We start from the raw sequence: 15346 nt of genomic DNA, 5'->3' as shown, positions 1-15346 counted from the left end.
TTTTTAACTGAATTAATTGTCGTACATCCATGATATCTATCTTCTTTGCGGCCATATCCCTGATTTAAGTTTCAGCGATAAGATAGAAATCATTCCTTTCAATGGCTCAATGGCGCAATTTGCGTCGAAACGGGTGGCGCAACTTCGACCGAAACAATAGCCTAAATGCACCTAAAAAAGTGGCACAACTTCGACCGAAACGCCTGGCACAACTTGAACCGAAATGGGTGGCACAACTTCGACCGTTTTATCTAGCAGGCTGGTGAGCCTACGCAATGGACGTTACGACAATGTGCCCATTGAAGTGGTAACCAGCTTTAAGAAAAAAGTAGATGTTGAAAAATTTTATGACATTGATCGTTACCGTCCTCGCTACGAAAACTTCAACGACAAACCACAACTAATTATGACGAGCGATTACTAGTTGTCTGACCAAATAAGACATACTAGAAAAGGCCTAGGGATAAATCTCTAGGCCTTCCGGTGATAACTATCGGCGATTAATCCGAACAGACACGTGCCTTGAAGGAACCCCGTGAGGGTTAATTCTTTTGCATCACAAAATGATAGTACTCGTATTTATGCGTAGCAAATTGGTTGTATGTTTTGCTCCCTATGGTGCCCGCAAAGTTAAGGGCAACCTTATGAATAAGGCGGGGAGCCAATTTTTTCACCAGAACACGTTTCCGTTGGTCGTCGGCCTCGAGCGCCTGAACCACATTGTCGGTAATCATTATCTCTTTATGAATGACCATTCCGGTGGCAGCAAGCTGCTGCTTAAGTTCGGTCATCTCATGATCGTATCTAAAATCCGTGTATAAGAAGTATCCTCCCGGACGAAGCACTCGGTGAACCTCCTTGAGGAATAAATCCATGCGAGGATATCGATGCGAAGATTCCACATTGATAATGGCATCAAACGAGCCATCGGCAATAAAGGAAAGGTCCTGTGCATCACCTTGTGCAAACGATAATCCCTGTTTATTGTGATGCTTGGAACAGAATTTGGCTGCTCGCTTATTGAGATCGACACCCAGCGCGGTGGCTGGAGAAAAGGTATTTACGATGTAGGACAATCCACCACCTCTCCCGCACCCTACCTCAACAATATCCTTACCTTTCAAATCTGTAGCAGAACCAATCAGGTGGTATAGCTGTGCGGAATATTTATTGGGTATATCTTCCGCATTTAAACTAACAGGCATTTCGGGATTAGAGTAGCCGTAGTTCATAAAGAGAACTTCCCCCTTCTTGTCGACATTACTCACATACCAATACCAAATCCGGAACAACCATTCGCGCAATGCTACCATAACCGTATTTTGATTAATTAAAGTTCACTTGATCTATCGAATGCCCCAATTTGTATACATGTTGACGCACTTTTTGGGCCCACTCATAATGCGTCATTGAACTATCAAAAGTTTGCCATGGAATAGGTTTCCCAATAACAAGGCTAATTGTTTTATTCCGCTTTTTGAACATCTCCCGAGGAAGCAGTATCAACTCAAGATTTGCTGAAATCCCCAATTTATGCCTCAATCGAAAAACGAGGTAAAAGAAGGAAGAGTTTACTCCATCGAAATAAAACGGTACGATATCACGCTTAGACGAAACTGCTTTGGTAATAAAGCTTTTTTGCCACGGAGCATCTTGAATAATTCCGTTATACACCCGCGACACTTCTCCTGCCGGGAAATGAGTAATGGCCACATTGGATTCATATACCTCGTCGAGCGCCTTGATATATTCCTTGGAACTCCGGCCATAAACATTCACCGCTGCAATTAACGGTTTAAGAGTAGGAACATGCATAAAAGCATCATTGCCAATAGCCTTGAGGTCGCCGTATTTTTGTCCAACGTAATAGGTTAGGACCAATCCATCAATTATTCCAAAGGGGTGATTAGAAGCAAAAAAACAACGAGAATTATTGGGGAGATTTTCAATCCCACGAACATTCAGCGTTATTCCAAACTCCTTAATCACTTGAGGTTGGAAATTCACGCCAACATAGTCGATGTATTTATTTATGACATAATTCATCTGATCCTGGCAAATAATCTTCTCGATGACCTTAACTACAAATCCGGGCAGTTGCCGAAGATTCTTCGAATCACTTTTTTTAAGTAATTCACCCACATTTAAGTGCTTCTTGTTTAATGTTTCTGTCATCAAAGACTGTTTACACTTATAACTTAACTCGCACTCATTTATTGCAAAGCCAACTCAAACAAAACCTCTTGCTTTTCCTGGATTAGTCCTTATTGTTTTAGACAGACGGAAGGCCAAAACTAAGTTGTATCATACCATTTGAAATATTTAGGACAAAAAACATCCATTTTTTTCTATCCACTATTGTTCACAAGATAAAAACCCTTCCTACTGAAGCCAAGCAAACTCTAACAAATATAATAAAAATGAGCCACATATAGAGAATTAGCCCTAATGAAAAAAGAATTACAGGAAAGATTTGACCGTGGAAATCATGCGCATGAGAAGTAGCCTTAACCCTTTGAGAGGAGTTGCACTAACGGGATAGTTTTATTAGCAGAAAACTCCTTAAACATAGAAGAATATCGAGATAAAATGGCATAAACTACCAACAAGCACAAGAATGTGAAAAATAGCGTGGTTAAACTTAATTTTCTTAATGCTATAAAGAACCGCACCAAGAGTATAAGCAACACCTCCAAGAAAAAGCCAAAAAAGGCCTTCCGACGATAAGTTGTGGATAAGTGGCTTAATAGCAAAAACAATTACCCATCCCATTAGTACATACATTATGGTAGAGGCAATAGAAAACCTTCCGGTAAAGAATAATTTTAGCGTAATTCCCACCAGCGCAATGCCCCACGAAACGCCAAAGATTATCCAACCTGTAGTGCCTTCAAGGGTAACAAGGGTATATGGGGTATACGTTCCGGCAATAAGAACGTAAATAGATGCGTGGTCAAAAATCTTCAAACGGTTTCGCCGCGCCTCATTCTTAGCACTATGGTATAGACTCGAAGCAGCATAGAGCATAATTAAGCTTATGCCAAAAATGGTGAAGCTAACCACATGTAAAACGTTGCCGTACATAACGGCACGTAGCACCAAAAGAACAAGAGCAACTATACTCAAGAAAAAACCAACAGCATGTGAAATCACGTTGATTTTCTCCTCGGTTGGCGAGTAATATTTAGGGAGAGTCTCTTTAGCCATTTCTATTATTTAGTTAAATATTCCATCTGCAATATTGCTAAAACTCATTCTTGCAATTTCTACAGTTATAGCTTAGTTTTATATTGCTGAATTGCATCCCAAATATTGCAGAGAGAAGGATTATTGTCAACTTTTTAAACTTCGACTTCCCCAATCCTAGCGTCACATCTAACGATTGGCATTGTGGACAAACCACCCTGTCTGCAACCTTGTTTGGGGTTTCAATCTCATTAAGAATTGACGCAGCTAACTGAAAATCGCTTTGCAAAACAAACAGATGCGTTCCACCACCCGCAAGATAGTTTAGGTGTGGCATTAAAGTCGAAAAGTTTTCATTCGTCAGAAAGCACGATACACCTTCACTTTCAAGCCGACCCTTAACAATGTTCGCCTCAATATTATTGTAAAACGTGGTAACAAAAACCGTTTCATTTTTTGCTTTACTACTTCCCATAACACCAAATTAAAAAATCATCCAAAACTTGCGACCAGGTGGTTTGGTTATGCTCTCCTCCTGCTACCAGAACATAAGCACAGTCGTCCATCTCGGTGTAGCCCAAGTGTGTCAATTCGAGCATCAAATCCCGAGTATCGTCAATGGCATCAATTATTCCATCGCCATCCCTATCGCTGGTTTCATCATTTGTTCCCACTTCAAACCAAAATTTCATTCCATCTCTTTTGGTGCTTGATCGCACCAAGTATTGCATAATTCTAGCCTCATTGATTTGCTGTCCGGTAGGATTATCCCCTGTTTTCCCTCGCCACCAGAATGAACCTGAAAACGCACCCACACGGCCAAACAGGCTAGGTTTCATCCAAGCAATATTGAAAGCGGACAGTCCGCCCAGCGAGGAGCCTATGATTGCGGTATTCTCGGCACCGGTTGCCACTCGGAAATTTTGGTTTATAAACGGCATAACCTCTTCGGTAAGAAAAGCGGTGTATTCCTTTGCCCTATTGCCAATTTGGCCTGCCGAAGAGAAACACACCACAGAGTTCCCATCCAAATCAATGGTGCCATACTCGTTCAGCCTATTCGCGGAAGCATCAATTCCCACAACAATAATTTTTTCTATTGATCTGCTGGCATATAGATTAGCCAATGTATTTTTGAAGTTTAGAGCCGAAATATCCTGCCCATCGTTAACATACAGCACCTTATAACTCAAATTTACCACAATATCCGAAAGGACGATAACTTCGCTTTTTTCTTGAATACTGTTAACAGCATATACCCTAAGCGTATTCTGACCATTGCGAACACGAATGACTCGATTCTCGGGCAGCAGGATAAACGGCTGTCCATTTAAAGCGTAATAAAACCTAGTGGGGTTGGTAGTCTCCGTTTCGAGTTCAACAGTAACCTTTATGAAAACTGAATCGGAGTAGTAATATTCGGGCAGAAGAATCCGCAGCGTACGAGAGTTTCCCAGATTAGTAGATTGAAAACTAGGAATATCCTTCTCAACTACTGTAAGAGCCGCGCCTGAAGCACCAACCTCACTCCAGCTAACACTTTTTAGAATAGGAGGAACAATGGGTTGGTTGATATTTTGCTTTTTACATCCCTGCACCGACAAACAAGCAATAAGGAATAGACTTAGTAATGTGTATCTCATTGTAAAGCTTGGAACAGATTAATCTCAAGTAAAGGTATAACAATCCACCAAATCTCGTAAGAAAAATGGATATTTCGCAAGCGGACAAGATATATTACGTGTTTTTCCCCAACTGAAACAGTTGATCAGCAAGAAATTTCACCACCTCCACATTTACCGAGTTGCCAAACTGTTTGTAGGCCTGTTGCGGGTTGGAGTTTATCTTAAAATTTTTGGGGAAACTCTGAAGATTTGCAGCTTCACGTGGAGTTAGGCGGCGCTTCTCCCAGCCAATAATTGGTATATGAACCATGGCCACTAGCGCAGGAAATTCAGTGGGACGCTTCACACGTATTCCGGAGGGACGAAACTGGATAATCCCTTCCCACAAGCTCTTAATTGAGTCACCCGCTTGCCACTCAAATTTGGTATGCGTTGGAACAAACTTTTCAAGGTTGTCATGCTTCTTGAACCATCCATCGAGAAAAGGTTTATTGCGCTGATAAAGTTCCCTATTCTTTGCAATAAACCCCTGCTTCCACAAGGGCAATTTGGAATAGTCGTAGGTGGCCCTAAATTCTTCCGACCAAACAGGAAATCCAATTACCTTTTTGTCTATTCCTTGCATAAAATCATCCCACGCATCGAGCACCATCTCCTCATAATCGGAAATTCGATATTCGTCGCCACCCTTGCCATCGAGCATTTTTTTTGCATTGGTTTTATGCTTAACCGGCGTTGGAATATCAATAATTAGCGTATCGAGCAAGGTGTGTTCCTTTAGGATCCCGAGAATATAAACTCGTTCGCGCAGCTGTGGAATGCCTAACTGGTGAGGACTCATAATAATGGGCGATTCGGTAATAAGGTAGCCCAACTCCTTCAGTTTAGCAGAAATTACGCGCCAAGTGTTACCACCATCGTGCGAAACAAGATTGCGCACGTTCTCCAACACAATATACTTTGGTCGATGAAATTTAAGGATGCGCTCAATTTCGAAGAAAAGGGTTCCCCTAGTATCGACAAAACCAGCTTGCTTGCCCGCCTTCGAAAAGGCTTGACAGGGAAAGCCACCGCATAGCACATCGTGGGCCGGAATCTCCTCCTCAGCAACCTGACAGATGTCGAAGCCTGCATCCATCCCATAGTTTTCCTGATAGGTTGCAATGGAGAACTTGTTTATCTCAGAGGCAAACACGCACTCACCACCTAACTTTTCCATGGCCACATGAAAACCGCCAATACCAGCAAAAAGGTCGATAAACTTGAATTTCTCCATTTTTCTACTTGTGGCGCAAAGGTAAACGGAAATAATTAAAAACCTGTTAAGAATGTTAAGCTGTCAAATTTTGCTAATTTCACGAAATGGGAAGGATTATCAACTACAATTCGTCATTTTCGAAATCACTGCATTTTGACACGATGAGATTGAGAATCTCTTCATTAAAAACGTTTTCCTGCCCCATTCGCAATCTAACATACTGTGAGACAAAACAACAATCTTTAGTTAATCTTAGAGAACATTTACCAGAATAAGCAACCTAAACTAAAGAATCACCGGAACAGGATGCAATAGCAACACACTCGACGCAAGATGTGGACGCCGACGTGGTGATGCCTCGAAACAAACATGATCACTTCGCAGCATTTTTATCCGCTCGAGGAAAGTATTTACATCTTCAATAATCACCCTGTCGGGCAAGCAAGTGGAGTAGCACGTTTGTGCATTGCAAAGAAAATTAACAATTTGACGGCACACCAATATGGAGTAAAATAGGTTGAGCAATTTTGCGCCACCTCCAGACACTTTTCTGGTGATTCATGCCACTATTGTAATTATTTAAACCGAAATCCTTTGGGCAAAAAGGTAAGTCGCAGCGACTGATCATAGGTGATATAGCTCCATACCCAATTGATAAACACCAGAATTTTATTTTTAACGCCAAAGATTGACCGCAGGTGTATAAACATCCAAATCATCCAAGCAAACAAACCCTTAAACTTAATAAACGATAGGTCGACCACAGCCTTATTTCGTCCAATGGTAGCCATGGTACCCAAGTTCACGTATTTGAAGGGTTTGGTTAGCTTACCTTCGTCCATACGAACAAAGTTCTTCGCCAAATTCTTCGCCTGCTGGATGGCCACTTGTGCTACCTGAGGGTGGCCGTTGGGCCACTTTTCTTCTTCAACCATAAAGGCCGCATCGCCAACAGCAAAAACACCATCGTAACCCTCAACTTGGTTTATTCCATTAACCGATAGGCGTCGCCCTCTGGTGTAGGAGTCGGCACGAAGACCGGGAACTACATTGGCAGCAATGCCAGCAGCCCAAACCAGCGTCTTAGTAGCAATAAACTCTTCGTTTTTAAAATCAACCTTATCTCCATCATATCCCATCACTTGGGTATTGGTAAGCACCTCAACACCCAACTTGCTTAAAAACCGATGTGCCTTTTCTGAGGCAAACTCCGACATTCCATTCAGCACTCTAGGCGAGGCCTCCACTAAAATAATGCGAATGCGTGAACAGTCCAGTTCCGGATAATCCTTGGGGAAAACGTATCGTTTCATTTCGGCCAAAGCACCCGACAACTCAACACCAGTTGGGCCACCGCCCACCACCACCACATTCATCAGAGCATCTTGTTCGGCAACATCTTTTTTCAGAAGGGCCTCCTCATAGTTGTGAAGCAAATTATTAAGCAAAACCAACGCTTCCTGAACACTCTTCATGGGAATAGCATTTTGTTCAACGCTGGCCATGCCAAAAAAAGAGGTAGTGGCACCGTTGGCCAAAACAAGGTAATCGTAGTTTATAAACCCAATAGCCGTTTCAATCATTTTTGTGCTGGAGTCTACCCCAATAACCTCAGTAATTCGAATATAGACGTTGGTCTGGTTTTGGAATATTTTGCGTATAGGGAATGCAATATCTCGCGGCTCCAGCCCTGCTGTAGCCACCTGATAGAATAACGGTTGAAACTGGTGATAGCTATTCTTATCAATAAGCACTACCTGATAGTTTGATTTTTTTAGCTTCTTGGCCAACTCAAGACCAGCAAATCCACACCCAACAATCACAATTCGCTTCATTCCATTGTCCGGAACATTCAATGCAGTTTCCATTCTATTGTGTTCGATTATATTCTATTTACCAACACATGTGGTGGCGCAATGTTTTAAAATGCGCTAAACGTCATTGATACTATCGTGAAATAAAGAGAACACCAGCACCCAACAAAAATCCCCGAAAGATTTCTCCTTCGGGGATTTATATACTGAAAAAACTACAGTTATTCCTTAATCTTAGCTACCAAAAACTCGCGGTTTAGGCGGGCGATGTGGGCAATGCTTATTCCCTTAGGGCACTCAACTTCGCAGGCACCAGTGTTGGAGCATGCGCCAAAGCCAAGCTCGTCCATTTTGGCAACCATAGCTTTTGCGCGGCGAATTGCCTCAATCTTACCCTGAGGCAGCATAGCGAGCGACGATACACGTGCAGCCACAAAGAGCATGGCCGAGCCGTTTTTGCAGGTAGCAACACAAGCACCACATCCAATACACGAAGCAGCATCCATTGATTCGTCGGCATCTTCCTTAGCAATAGGAATTGCGTTAGCATCGGGTATTCCACCGGTATTCACCGAAATGTAACCTCCCGCCTGCAGAACCTTATCGAAGGCACCACGGTCCACAATAAGGTCCTTTATTACTGGAAAGGCAGCACTACGCCAAGGCTCAATAGAGATGGTTTCGCCATCCTTAAACTTGCGCATGTGTAGCTGGCAGGTAGTGATATCATCGTCTGGACCATGCGCACGACCGTTGATGTGCATGGAGCACATACCGCAAATACCCTCGCGGCAATCGTGATCGAAGGCAACCGGCTCGTTTCCGGAAAGAATTTGCTCGTTGTTAAAGATATCGAGCATCTCAAGGAATGAAGTATCGGGCGAGACATTCTCGATGCCGTAGGTCTCAAACTTCCCCTTGGTTTTGGCATCTTTCTGACGCCATATCTTAAGTGTAAATTTCATAGCCTTTAATTTTATTAAACCAACAATTGAAGTTACCGACCTACTTGTAGCTGCGCTGGATAAGGTGCACGTTTTCAAAAACGAGCTCTTCCTTGTGCATTACAGGTTCAGCATTCTCTTTGTATTCCCAAGCCGAAACATAGGTGAAGTTGGCATCGTCGCGCTTAGTATCGCCTTCTTCCGTTTGGCTCTCCTCGCGGAAGTGACCACCGCAAGATTCCCGACGGTCGAGTGCGTCGTGAGCCATCAATTCGCCCAATTCGAAATAGTCCACCAAGCGAATAGCTTTCTCCAGCTCTTGGTTTAGGCTGTTAGCCTCACCAGGCACGAGAACATTCTTCCAGAATTCAACTTTTAAGGCTTTAATCATGGTGATGGCCTTCTTTAGTCCTTCCTCATTACGACCCATACCCACATAATCCCACATGATTTTTCCGAGTTCCTTGTGGAAATCGTCAACCGTGCGCTTGCCCTTAATGGCGAGAAGTTTTGCATGAATATCAGCAACCTTCTTTTCGGCCTTTTCGAATTCGGGGTGATCGGTGCTTACCTTTGGCGTTCTAATTTCGTTGGCAAGGTAATCGCCAATGGTGTAAGGAATAACGAAGTAACCATCGGCTAAGCCCTGCATAAGCGCCGAAGCACCTAGGCGGTTTGCACCGTGGTCGCTAAAGTTGCACTCGCCAAGGGCAAATAGGCCAGGAATGTTGGTCATGAGGTTATAGTCCACCCAAAGCCCACCCATAGTGTAGTGAATGGCAGGGTAAATCATCATTGGCGTTTCGTATGGATTCTCATCGGAGATCTTCTCATACATCTGGAACAGGTTACCGTAGCGTTCCTCAATCACATGTTTGCCAAGACGCTTGATGGCATCGGCAAAGTCAAGGAAAACGGCCAAACCAGTTTGGTTTACGCCAAAGCCGGCATCGCAACGCTCCTTACCTGCGCGTGAAGCCACGTCGCGGGGAACAAGGTTTCCGTATGCGGGGTAGCGGCGTTCGAGATAGTAATCGCGATCAGCTTCAGCAATATCGATAGGCTTTATCTCCTTCTTGCGAAGTTTTTCAACATCCTCCATCTTTTTTGGAACCCAAATACGGCCATCGTTGCGTAAACTTTCGCTCATAAGCGTAAGCTTGCTCTGCTGGTCACCGTGAACGGGAATGCAGGTAGGGTGAATTTGCACCATACAAGGGTTTGCAAACATAGCGCCCTTGCGGTGAGCAACCCAAGCGGCCGATCCATTAGAGTTCATAGCGTTGGTGGAGAGAAAGAACACGTTGCCGTAACCGCCGGTGGCAAGCACAACTGCATGAGCAGCATGGCGCTCCGTTTCGCCGGTAACTAGGTTGCGGACAATTATTCCGCGTGCCTTACCGTCGATAGTAACAACGTCGACCAACTCGCGGCGCACAAAACTCTCTACACGGCCAAGGCCGATGTTGCGGTTAAGGGCTGCGTATGCACCCAACAGCAGCTGCTGTCCGGTTTGTCCACGTGCATAAAAGGTACGGCTAACAAGCACACCACCAAAGGAGCGATTGTCGAGCAATCCACCGTATTCGCGGGCAAAGGGAACCCCTTGGGCCACGCACTGGTCGATGATAGCACCACTAACCTCAGCCAAACGGTAAACGTTGGCTTCGCGTGAGCGGTAATCGCCACCCTTAATTGTATCGTAGAACAGACGGTAAATACTGTCGTTATCGTTTTGATAGTTCTTTGCGGCATTGATACCACCCTGTGCGGCAATGGAGTGAGCGCGGCGTGGGCTATCTTGAATGCAGAAGGTCTTTACATTGTAGCCCAGTTCGGCCAAGGAGGCTGCAGCCGAAGCACCGGCCAAACCGGTTCCAACCACAATAATATCGAGTTTTCTCTTATTGGCAGGACTTACCACATTTATGGAGGCCTTATGCTGAGACCACTTCTCGGCCAAAGGTCCTGCGGGAATCTTAGAATCTAATATGCTCATAGCAAAATGTTTTTCAGTGTTTAGAGACTAGCGAAGAACCAGAAATAAAGGCTGATTACACTGTATCCGCCGGCGAGTATAATTGCAAATAAATAGGAAACAAACTTAAGCCTACTCATCCACACTGTGTTGTTCCAACCAATGGTTTGGAAAGCCGACCAAAAACCGTGAGACAGGTGAAAGCCCAAGGCCAAGGCACCCGCCAAGTAAACACCATTTATCCATTTGTAGGTAAGAAACAAGGAAGTAACAAGCGTGTAAGTGTCGTGCATTTCAATGCCATCGACCATAACCGAAGGAACTGTGCCAAACTTAATCTTCCAAAAGAAGTTGGCCATGTGCATTACCAAAAATGAGAGTAACGCAAAACCTAGAACGTACATGTTGCGGCTCGACCAAGTACTAGCCATTCGCTGATCAACATTTTGATAGCCAATTGGGCGTGCAGTCTGATTCTTCAAGGTAAGCAGCGTTGCGTAAACAATGTGAATGATGAAGCCCAACGCAAGTACCGGCTCCATAATCCGAATGAGCGGATTGGTGCTCATAAAGTTTGCCGCCATGTTGAAAGCATCGGCGCTAACCAGCAAAAGCGAGTTAAGGAAGAGATGCAGCGATAAGAATGTGATCAAGAATAGACCGGAAATGCTCATTACCAGTTTTTTCCCGATTGACGAGCTAAAGATATTTCCCATAGATCGGTTTTATTAATTTTCGAACAAGTTACAAAAAACTATTTATTCAGGCGGCTAAGGTAGTAAGAGGCAACGGCTCTACCAATGTTCTACAGCAGCACACCTTAGCTAAATCGATTGCAGGAAAAAAAGTTTTCGCAGCAAGGAGGGCAAACAAGTTGAATTTCAAACCAAAAACAAGAGTCGTATTCAGATAAATAAATTCCCCATCCATCATCCGACAAACAAATCGTAGAAGAAGAGTTTAATCCCTTCCTGTAAAATAATTTGGAAGAAAGTATTACCTTACGCTCATTGGGTCCTTTTGAATTGGAGCCAAATTAAGCAACATGGTAGAACATGAAAGCCCACCGAAGACCTAAAACGGATGGAAAACAAGGCAGTTCCGGCATAGAATTCTATTGCTTAATGGAATGCAAAAGGAAAGAAGACGAACCTGAATAGTATCCTGAAACAATCCATAAAAAAGACATAATATCTCTTTAACAATACGCAAAGTTGTTCTAATTGACCAAGCAAAATGGAAACCAGATATTTTAGGCTCATCCTTGTTTTTTTAATATTTCCATTGATTTCTATCGCACAAGAAATCGGTTTCCCCATCATTCGTAACTATACGCCAAAGGAATACAAGAATGCGCCCCAGGTGATGGGTGCGATACAAGACAGCAGTGGCGTTATGTACTTTGGTGTAGGTAGTCCCACAATTGAATACGATGGCGTTACTTGGCAAAGTATTCAGAATGAAAAAAATACGACAGCGTTTGACTTTTCTATGGACAAAAACGGGAAAATTTTTGTTGCTGCGAATGAAGAGTTTGGCTATTTAACGAAGGATAAAGAGGGAAATACCACTTACCAAAGCCTAACACAACAAATTCATGATACAACGGTCAAATTAGGTACCGTTTACTCGGTAAAACTCACCTCAAAATTCGCCTATTTCCAAACGTCCGATGCCATATTTCAATATGGCTTTGCATCAGACGATCTGCAAATATTCCAGGCCGATCTGAATGGATCGTTTTCCGGAAACTTTGTTTTCCAAAATATTTATTATGCCCAATGCGACAATAAAGGCTTAATGAAAATAGAGAACGGAGTATTAAAGCCTGCACCTCAATCGGCGTTCTTTAAAAATAAAAATATTTTTGACATTGCCCTTTCTTACGATACAACCGCAATGTTAATCCTTACCCGCACTAATGGTCAATTTTTATATCAACCCCTAAAGGATACTATTCCGCAAAGAAATTCTATTCTGCATAAAGATTTTATTCGGAATAATGCAATTAGTGTTGGGTCTCCATTGGGTAGTAATTGTTTTGTTTTGGGCTCGTTAAACAAAGGGGCATTTCTAGTTGACAAACAAGGAACAATTCTGCAGCAATACAACGAAAGCAATCAACTACAAAACAACCATGTAAGGGGCATTGCCGTGGATAACACCCAAAACTTATGGATTGGGTTATCCATCGGAATTAGCAAAACCGAACCCATCCTTGATTTGAGTTACTGGGATAAGAAAGCTGGTCTCGAAGACATTGTAGAGAGCGTAATTCGCTACAATGGAACCATATACATCGCCACCCATGCCAATGTATACTATATTGGCAAAGACAATAAAATATACAAAGTGCAAAACATCCCGATCGGGATAAACTGGTGTTTGTTTGAAACAAAAAACATAAAATCGCTGCTGGTAGGGACGACGGCGGGCATATATGAAATAAAAGGCGATAAAGCTCAACCGATATACAAAGGCAGCAGAACTACCGAAATATACCAATCGATTAAAAATCCAAACAGAATACTGAGCACGAGTGGTGATTTTTTTATTTCACTAATATATCGAAATGGGAAATGGATATATGAAGGGCAATGGAGTGGCATAAAAGATAACATTCGCGGAATTATTGAAGACAATACCGGAGTAGTTTGGTTGGGGACTTTTCGGAGTGGAATTATCCAAGTTACTCCAAATTTCAACAACATTACAAAACCTCAGAAAATAAAATACTACGACAAGAAAGATGGGCTTGTTTCGTTAAAAAACGTATTACCCTTTCGGTTTAAGAATAAAATTATCTGGGGCTCCGAAACGGGGCTCACCATTTACAATTCACAAACCAACCGTTTTGATCCTTTTACAGAATTTGGGGAGCAATTTTGCAATGGCAGCCGCGATGTGTTTTCGTTACAGGAAATGCCCGATGGTAAAATATGGATTTGTCCTTTGGAGAATCGAAATGCCGACATAGGGTATTTACAGCCAAACCAACGTGGCGGATACGATTGGGTTTATGCTCCTTTCCGCCGAATTACAGACATGTTTCTAGTTGCTTTTTACATTGAGCCTTCGGGCATTGCTTGGATAGGCGGTAGCGAAGGTTTGTACCGTTACGACATGAGCAAAGACGTCAAAAACTACGCTCAGAAATTCAACTGTCTTATCCGGAGAATAACCGTTGGAACCGACAGTTTAATTCATATTGGAACAATATCAAAAACAGAACCGTTGAAATTGGCATACGATTACAATTCATTGAAATTCGAATTTGCCGCTCCTTTTTTCGACCAGGAGGAAAAAACCCTATACAGCTATCAACTCATTGGCTTTGATAAGAAATGGAGCAAATGGAGCAGACAAACAGACAAAGAGTACACCAACCTCGGCGAAGGCACTTACACTTTTCAGGTAAAGGCTCTAAATATTTACAATGTTGAAAGCAAAACAAGCACCTTCCAACTGACTATACTACCGCCATTTTACTATACATGGTGGGCACTTACCCTCTATATTCTGTTGTCGGGTCTGCTGATTTTCCTTTTCATCCAATGGCGTATTGCCACACTAAAAAGGCAGAAAAAATATCTCAAATTAAAGATTAGAGAAAAAACTGCTCTGGTAATGCAACAGAAAGAGGAGCTACAGGTGACAAACGAGGAGTTGGAAACCATAAACGAAGCATTAACCGAACATAGAAATGAGTTGGAAATTGCAAATGCAACGAAGGATAAGTTCTTCAGCATTATTGCCCACGACCTTCGAAATCCCTTTAACGCTCTTCTTGGCATTTCGGAGCTACTCGTTGAGAAAATCAAAGACCGCGACTTTGAAAGCAGCTATAAATTTGCTCAAGCAATTCACAAAGCTTCATCAGCATCATTCGAACTGCTGGAAAACCTGCTCAACTGGAGCAGATCGCAAACCGGAAAAATATCATTTACTCCTGAAAAGTTGGATGTGAAAGATTTAATTGACTCGAATATATTCCTGATGAACAATTCAGCTGAAAGCAAAGGAATACATCTCACATCAACGCTATCTGCGAGCGTCATTGCATTTGCCGACAAAAACATGGTTCTTACCATCCTGCGCAACCTCCTTACCAACGCAATTAAGTTTTCGAGAAAGGATGATCGAATTATCGTTGAGGTGGAAGAAACAAACGAAGGAGTTACCATTCACGTTTCAGACACCGGCGTGGGAATGAATGAAGAAACTGTCGGAAAAATATTTAAACCCGGCGAAAAAATTAAAACCGTAGGGACTGCTAAAGAACCAGGAACTGGCCTAGGCCTAATCTTATGTAAAGAGTTTGTTCATTGGCATCATGGAAAAATATGGGTAGAGAGTAAAGAGGACGTTGGTAGCAGATTTTCCTTTACGCTCCCCAAGAAAAGGGAGTGATTCAAGACTGTTTAGAATGAAACATTCTTAGTTATTGGTGTGCTTTCATCGGCACCGTAATAGAAAGACAAGGTAAGGCAATACCATCGCATCAGCCTATTTTTTCGTGTTGCCATTAGCCAATTAGCACA

Annotated in this window: 12 protein-coding genes; 2 read left to right on the top strand and 10 right to left on the bottom strand. The window is 42.8% G+C overall.

Annotated features, from left to right (window positions below):
* Window positions 1–223: 223 nt before the first annotated feature.
* Window positions 224–424: a hypothetical protein gene (locus BLS65_RS03590; protein WP_092435938.1), complete on the top strand. Its 201-nt coding sequence runs from the start codon at window positions 224–226 to the stop codon at window positions 422–424.
* A 118-nt stretch (window positions 425–542) separates the two neighbouring features.
* Here the strand turns inward: BLS65_RS03590 and BLS65_RS03585 are convergent, their stop codons facing one another.
* From BLS65_RS03585 to BLS65_RS03540, 10 genes are all read right to left on the bottom strand, one after another.
* On the bottom strand, window positions 543–1313 hold the full coding sequence (locus BLS65_RS03585; protein ID WP_092435936.1) for a class I SAM-dependent methyltransferase: 771 nt from the start codon (window positions 1311–1313) through the stop codon (window positions 543–545).
* Between the two features lie 13 nt (window positions 1314–1326).
* On the bottom strand, window positions 1327–2175 hold the full coding sequence (locus BLS65_RS03580) for a 1-acyl-sn-glycerol-3-phosphate acyltransferase (protein WP_092435934.1): 849 nt from the start codon (window positions 2173–2175) through the stop codon (window positions 1327–1329).
* Between the two features lie 387 nt (window positions 2176–2562).
* A complete protein-coding gene (trhA, locus tag BLS65_RS03575; RefSeq protein WP_092435932.1) occupies window positions 2563–3207 on the bottom strand; it encodes a PAQR family membrane homeostasis protein TrhA in 645 nt (214 codons plus the stop codon).
* A 37-nt stretch (window positions 3208–3244) separates the two neighbouring features.
* Window positions 3245–3661 (bottom strand): putative signal transducing protein, encoded by a 417-nt coding sequence (locus tag BLS65_RS03570; protein ID WP_092435930.1) that lies wholly within the window; start codon window positions 3659–3661, stop codon window positions 3245–3247.
* The gene (locus BLS65_RS03565; RefSeq protein ID WP_092435929.1) at window positions 3651–4829 is read right to left on the bottom strand and encodes an alpha/beta hydrolase; all 1179 of its coding nucleotides are present in this window, start codon (window positions 4827–4829) and stop codon (window positions 3651–3653) included. Before BLS65_RS03565 ends, BLS65_RS03570 begins: the two co-directional genes overlap by 11 nt.
* A 94-nt stretch (window positions 4830–4923) precedes the next feature.
* Window positions 4924–6087 carry a DNA cytosine methyltransferase gene (locus BLS65_RS03560; RefSeq protein WP_092435927.1) on the bottom strand — a complete coding sequence of 388 codons (1164 nt, stop codon included), beginning with the start codon at window positions 6085–6087 and terminating at the stop codon, window positions 4924–4926.
* Window positions 6088–6644: 557 nt separating this feature from the next.
* Window positions 6645–7937, bottom strand: coding sequence for an NAD(P)/FAD-dependent oxidoreductase (locus tag BLS65_RS03555; RefSeq protein WP_092435925.1), 1293 nt, complete (start codon window positions 7935–7937; stop codon window positions 6645–6647).
* A gap of 167 nt (window positions 7938–8104) precedes the next feature.
* A complete protein-coding gene (locus tag BLS65_RS03550; protein WP_092435924.1) occupies window positions 8105–8848 on the bottom strand; it encodes a succinate dehydrogenase/fumarate reductase iron-sulfur subunit in 744 nt (247 codons plus the stop codon).
* Between the two features lie 40 nt (window positions 8849–8888).
* On the bottom strand, window positions 8889–10826 hold the full coding sequence (locus BLS65_RS03545; RefSeq protein ID WP_092435922.1) for a fumarate reductase/succinate dehydrogenase flavoprotein subunit: 1938 nt from the start codon (window positions 10824–10826) through the stop codon (window positions 8889–8891).
* Between the two features lie 20 nt (window positions 10827–10846).
* A complete protein-coding gene (locus BLS65_RS03540; protein ID WP_092435920.1) occupies window positions 10847–11521 on the bottom strand; it encodes a succinate dehydrogenase cytochrome b subunit in 675 nt (224 codons plus the stop codon).
* A gap of 520 nt (window positions 11522–12041) precedes the next feature.
* Here BLS65_RS03540 and BLS65_RS03535 point away from each other — a divergent pair.
* Window positions 12042–15215 carry a sensor histidine kinase gene (locus BLS65_RS03535; protein WP_092435918.1) on the top strand — a complete coding sequence of 1058 codons (3174 nt, stop codon included), beginning with the start codon at window positions 12042–12044 and terminating at the stop codon, window positions 15213–15215.
* The last annotated feature ends 131 nt before the right edge of the window (window positions 15216–15346 follow it).

The organism is Williamwhitmania taraxaci (assembly GCF_900096565.1).
Taxonomy (GTDB): domain Bacteria; phylum Bacteroidota; class Bacteroidia; order Bacteroidales; family Williamwhitmaniaceae; genus Williamwhitmania; species Williamwhitmania taraxaci.
The sequence above is the reverse complement of the archived record's forward strand: the minus strand, read 5'-3'. Positions and strand labels throughout refer to the sequence as shown.

Bases quoted from the DNA above. Each gene is read 5' to 3' on its own strand.
- trhA (WP_092435932.1), bottom strand. From the start codon at position 3,207: ATGGCTAAAGAGACTCTCCCTAAATATTACTCGCCAACCGAGGAGAAA.
- BLS65_RS03580 (WP_092435934.1), bottom strand. From the start codon at position 2,175: ATGACAGAAACATTAAACAAGAAGCACTTAAATGTGGGTGAATTACTT.
- BLS65_RS03540 (WP_092435920.1), bottom strand. From the start codon at position 11,521: ATGGGAAATATCTTTAGCTCGTCAATCGGGAAAAAACTGGTAATGAGC.
- BLS65_RS03560 (WP_092435927.1), bottom strand. From the start codon at position 6,087: ATGGAGAAATTCAAGTTTATCGACCTTTTTGCTGGTATTGGCGGTTTT.
- BLS65_RS03565 (WP_092435929.1), bottom strand. From the start codon at position 4,829: ATGAGATACACATTACTAAGTCTATTCCTTATTGCTTGTTTGTCGGTG.
- BLS65_RS03590 (WP_092435938.1), top strand. From the start codon at position 224: ATGGGTGGCACAACTTCGACCGTTTTATCTAGCAGGCTGGTGAGCCTA.
- BLS65_RS03570 (WP_092435930.1), bottom strand. From the start codon at position 3,661: ATGGGAAGTAGTAAAGCAAAAAATGAAACGGTTTTTGTTACCACGTTT.
- BLS65_RS03535 (WP_092435918.1), top strand. From the start codon at position 12,042: ATGGAAACCAGATATTTTAGGCTCATCCTTGTTTTTTTAATATTTCCA.
- BLS65_RS03545 (WP_092435922.1), bottom strand. From the start codon at position 10,826: ATGAGCATATTAGATTCTAAGATTCCCGCAGGACCTTTGGCCGAGAAG.
- BLS65_RS03555 (WP_092435925.1), bottom strand. From the start codon at position 7,937: ATGGAAACTGCATTGAATGTTCCGGACAATGGAATGAAGCGAATTGTG.
- BLS65_RS03585 (WP_092435936.1), bottom strand. From the start codon at position 1,313: ATGGTAGCATTGCGCGAATGGTTGTTCCGGATTTGGTATTGGTATGTG.
- BLS65_RS03550 (WP_092435924.1), bottom strand. From the start codon at position 8,848: ATGAAATTTACACTTAAGATATGGCGTCAGAAAGATGCCAAAACCAAG.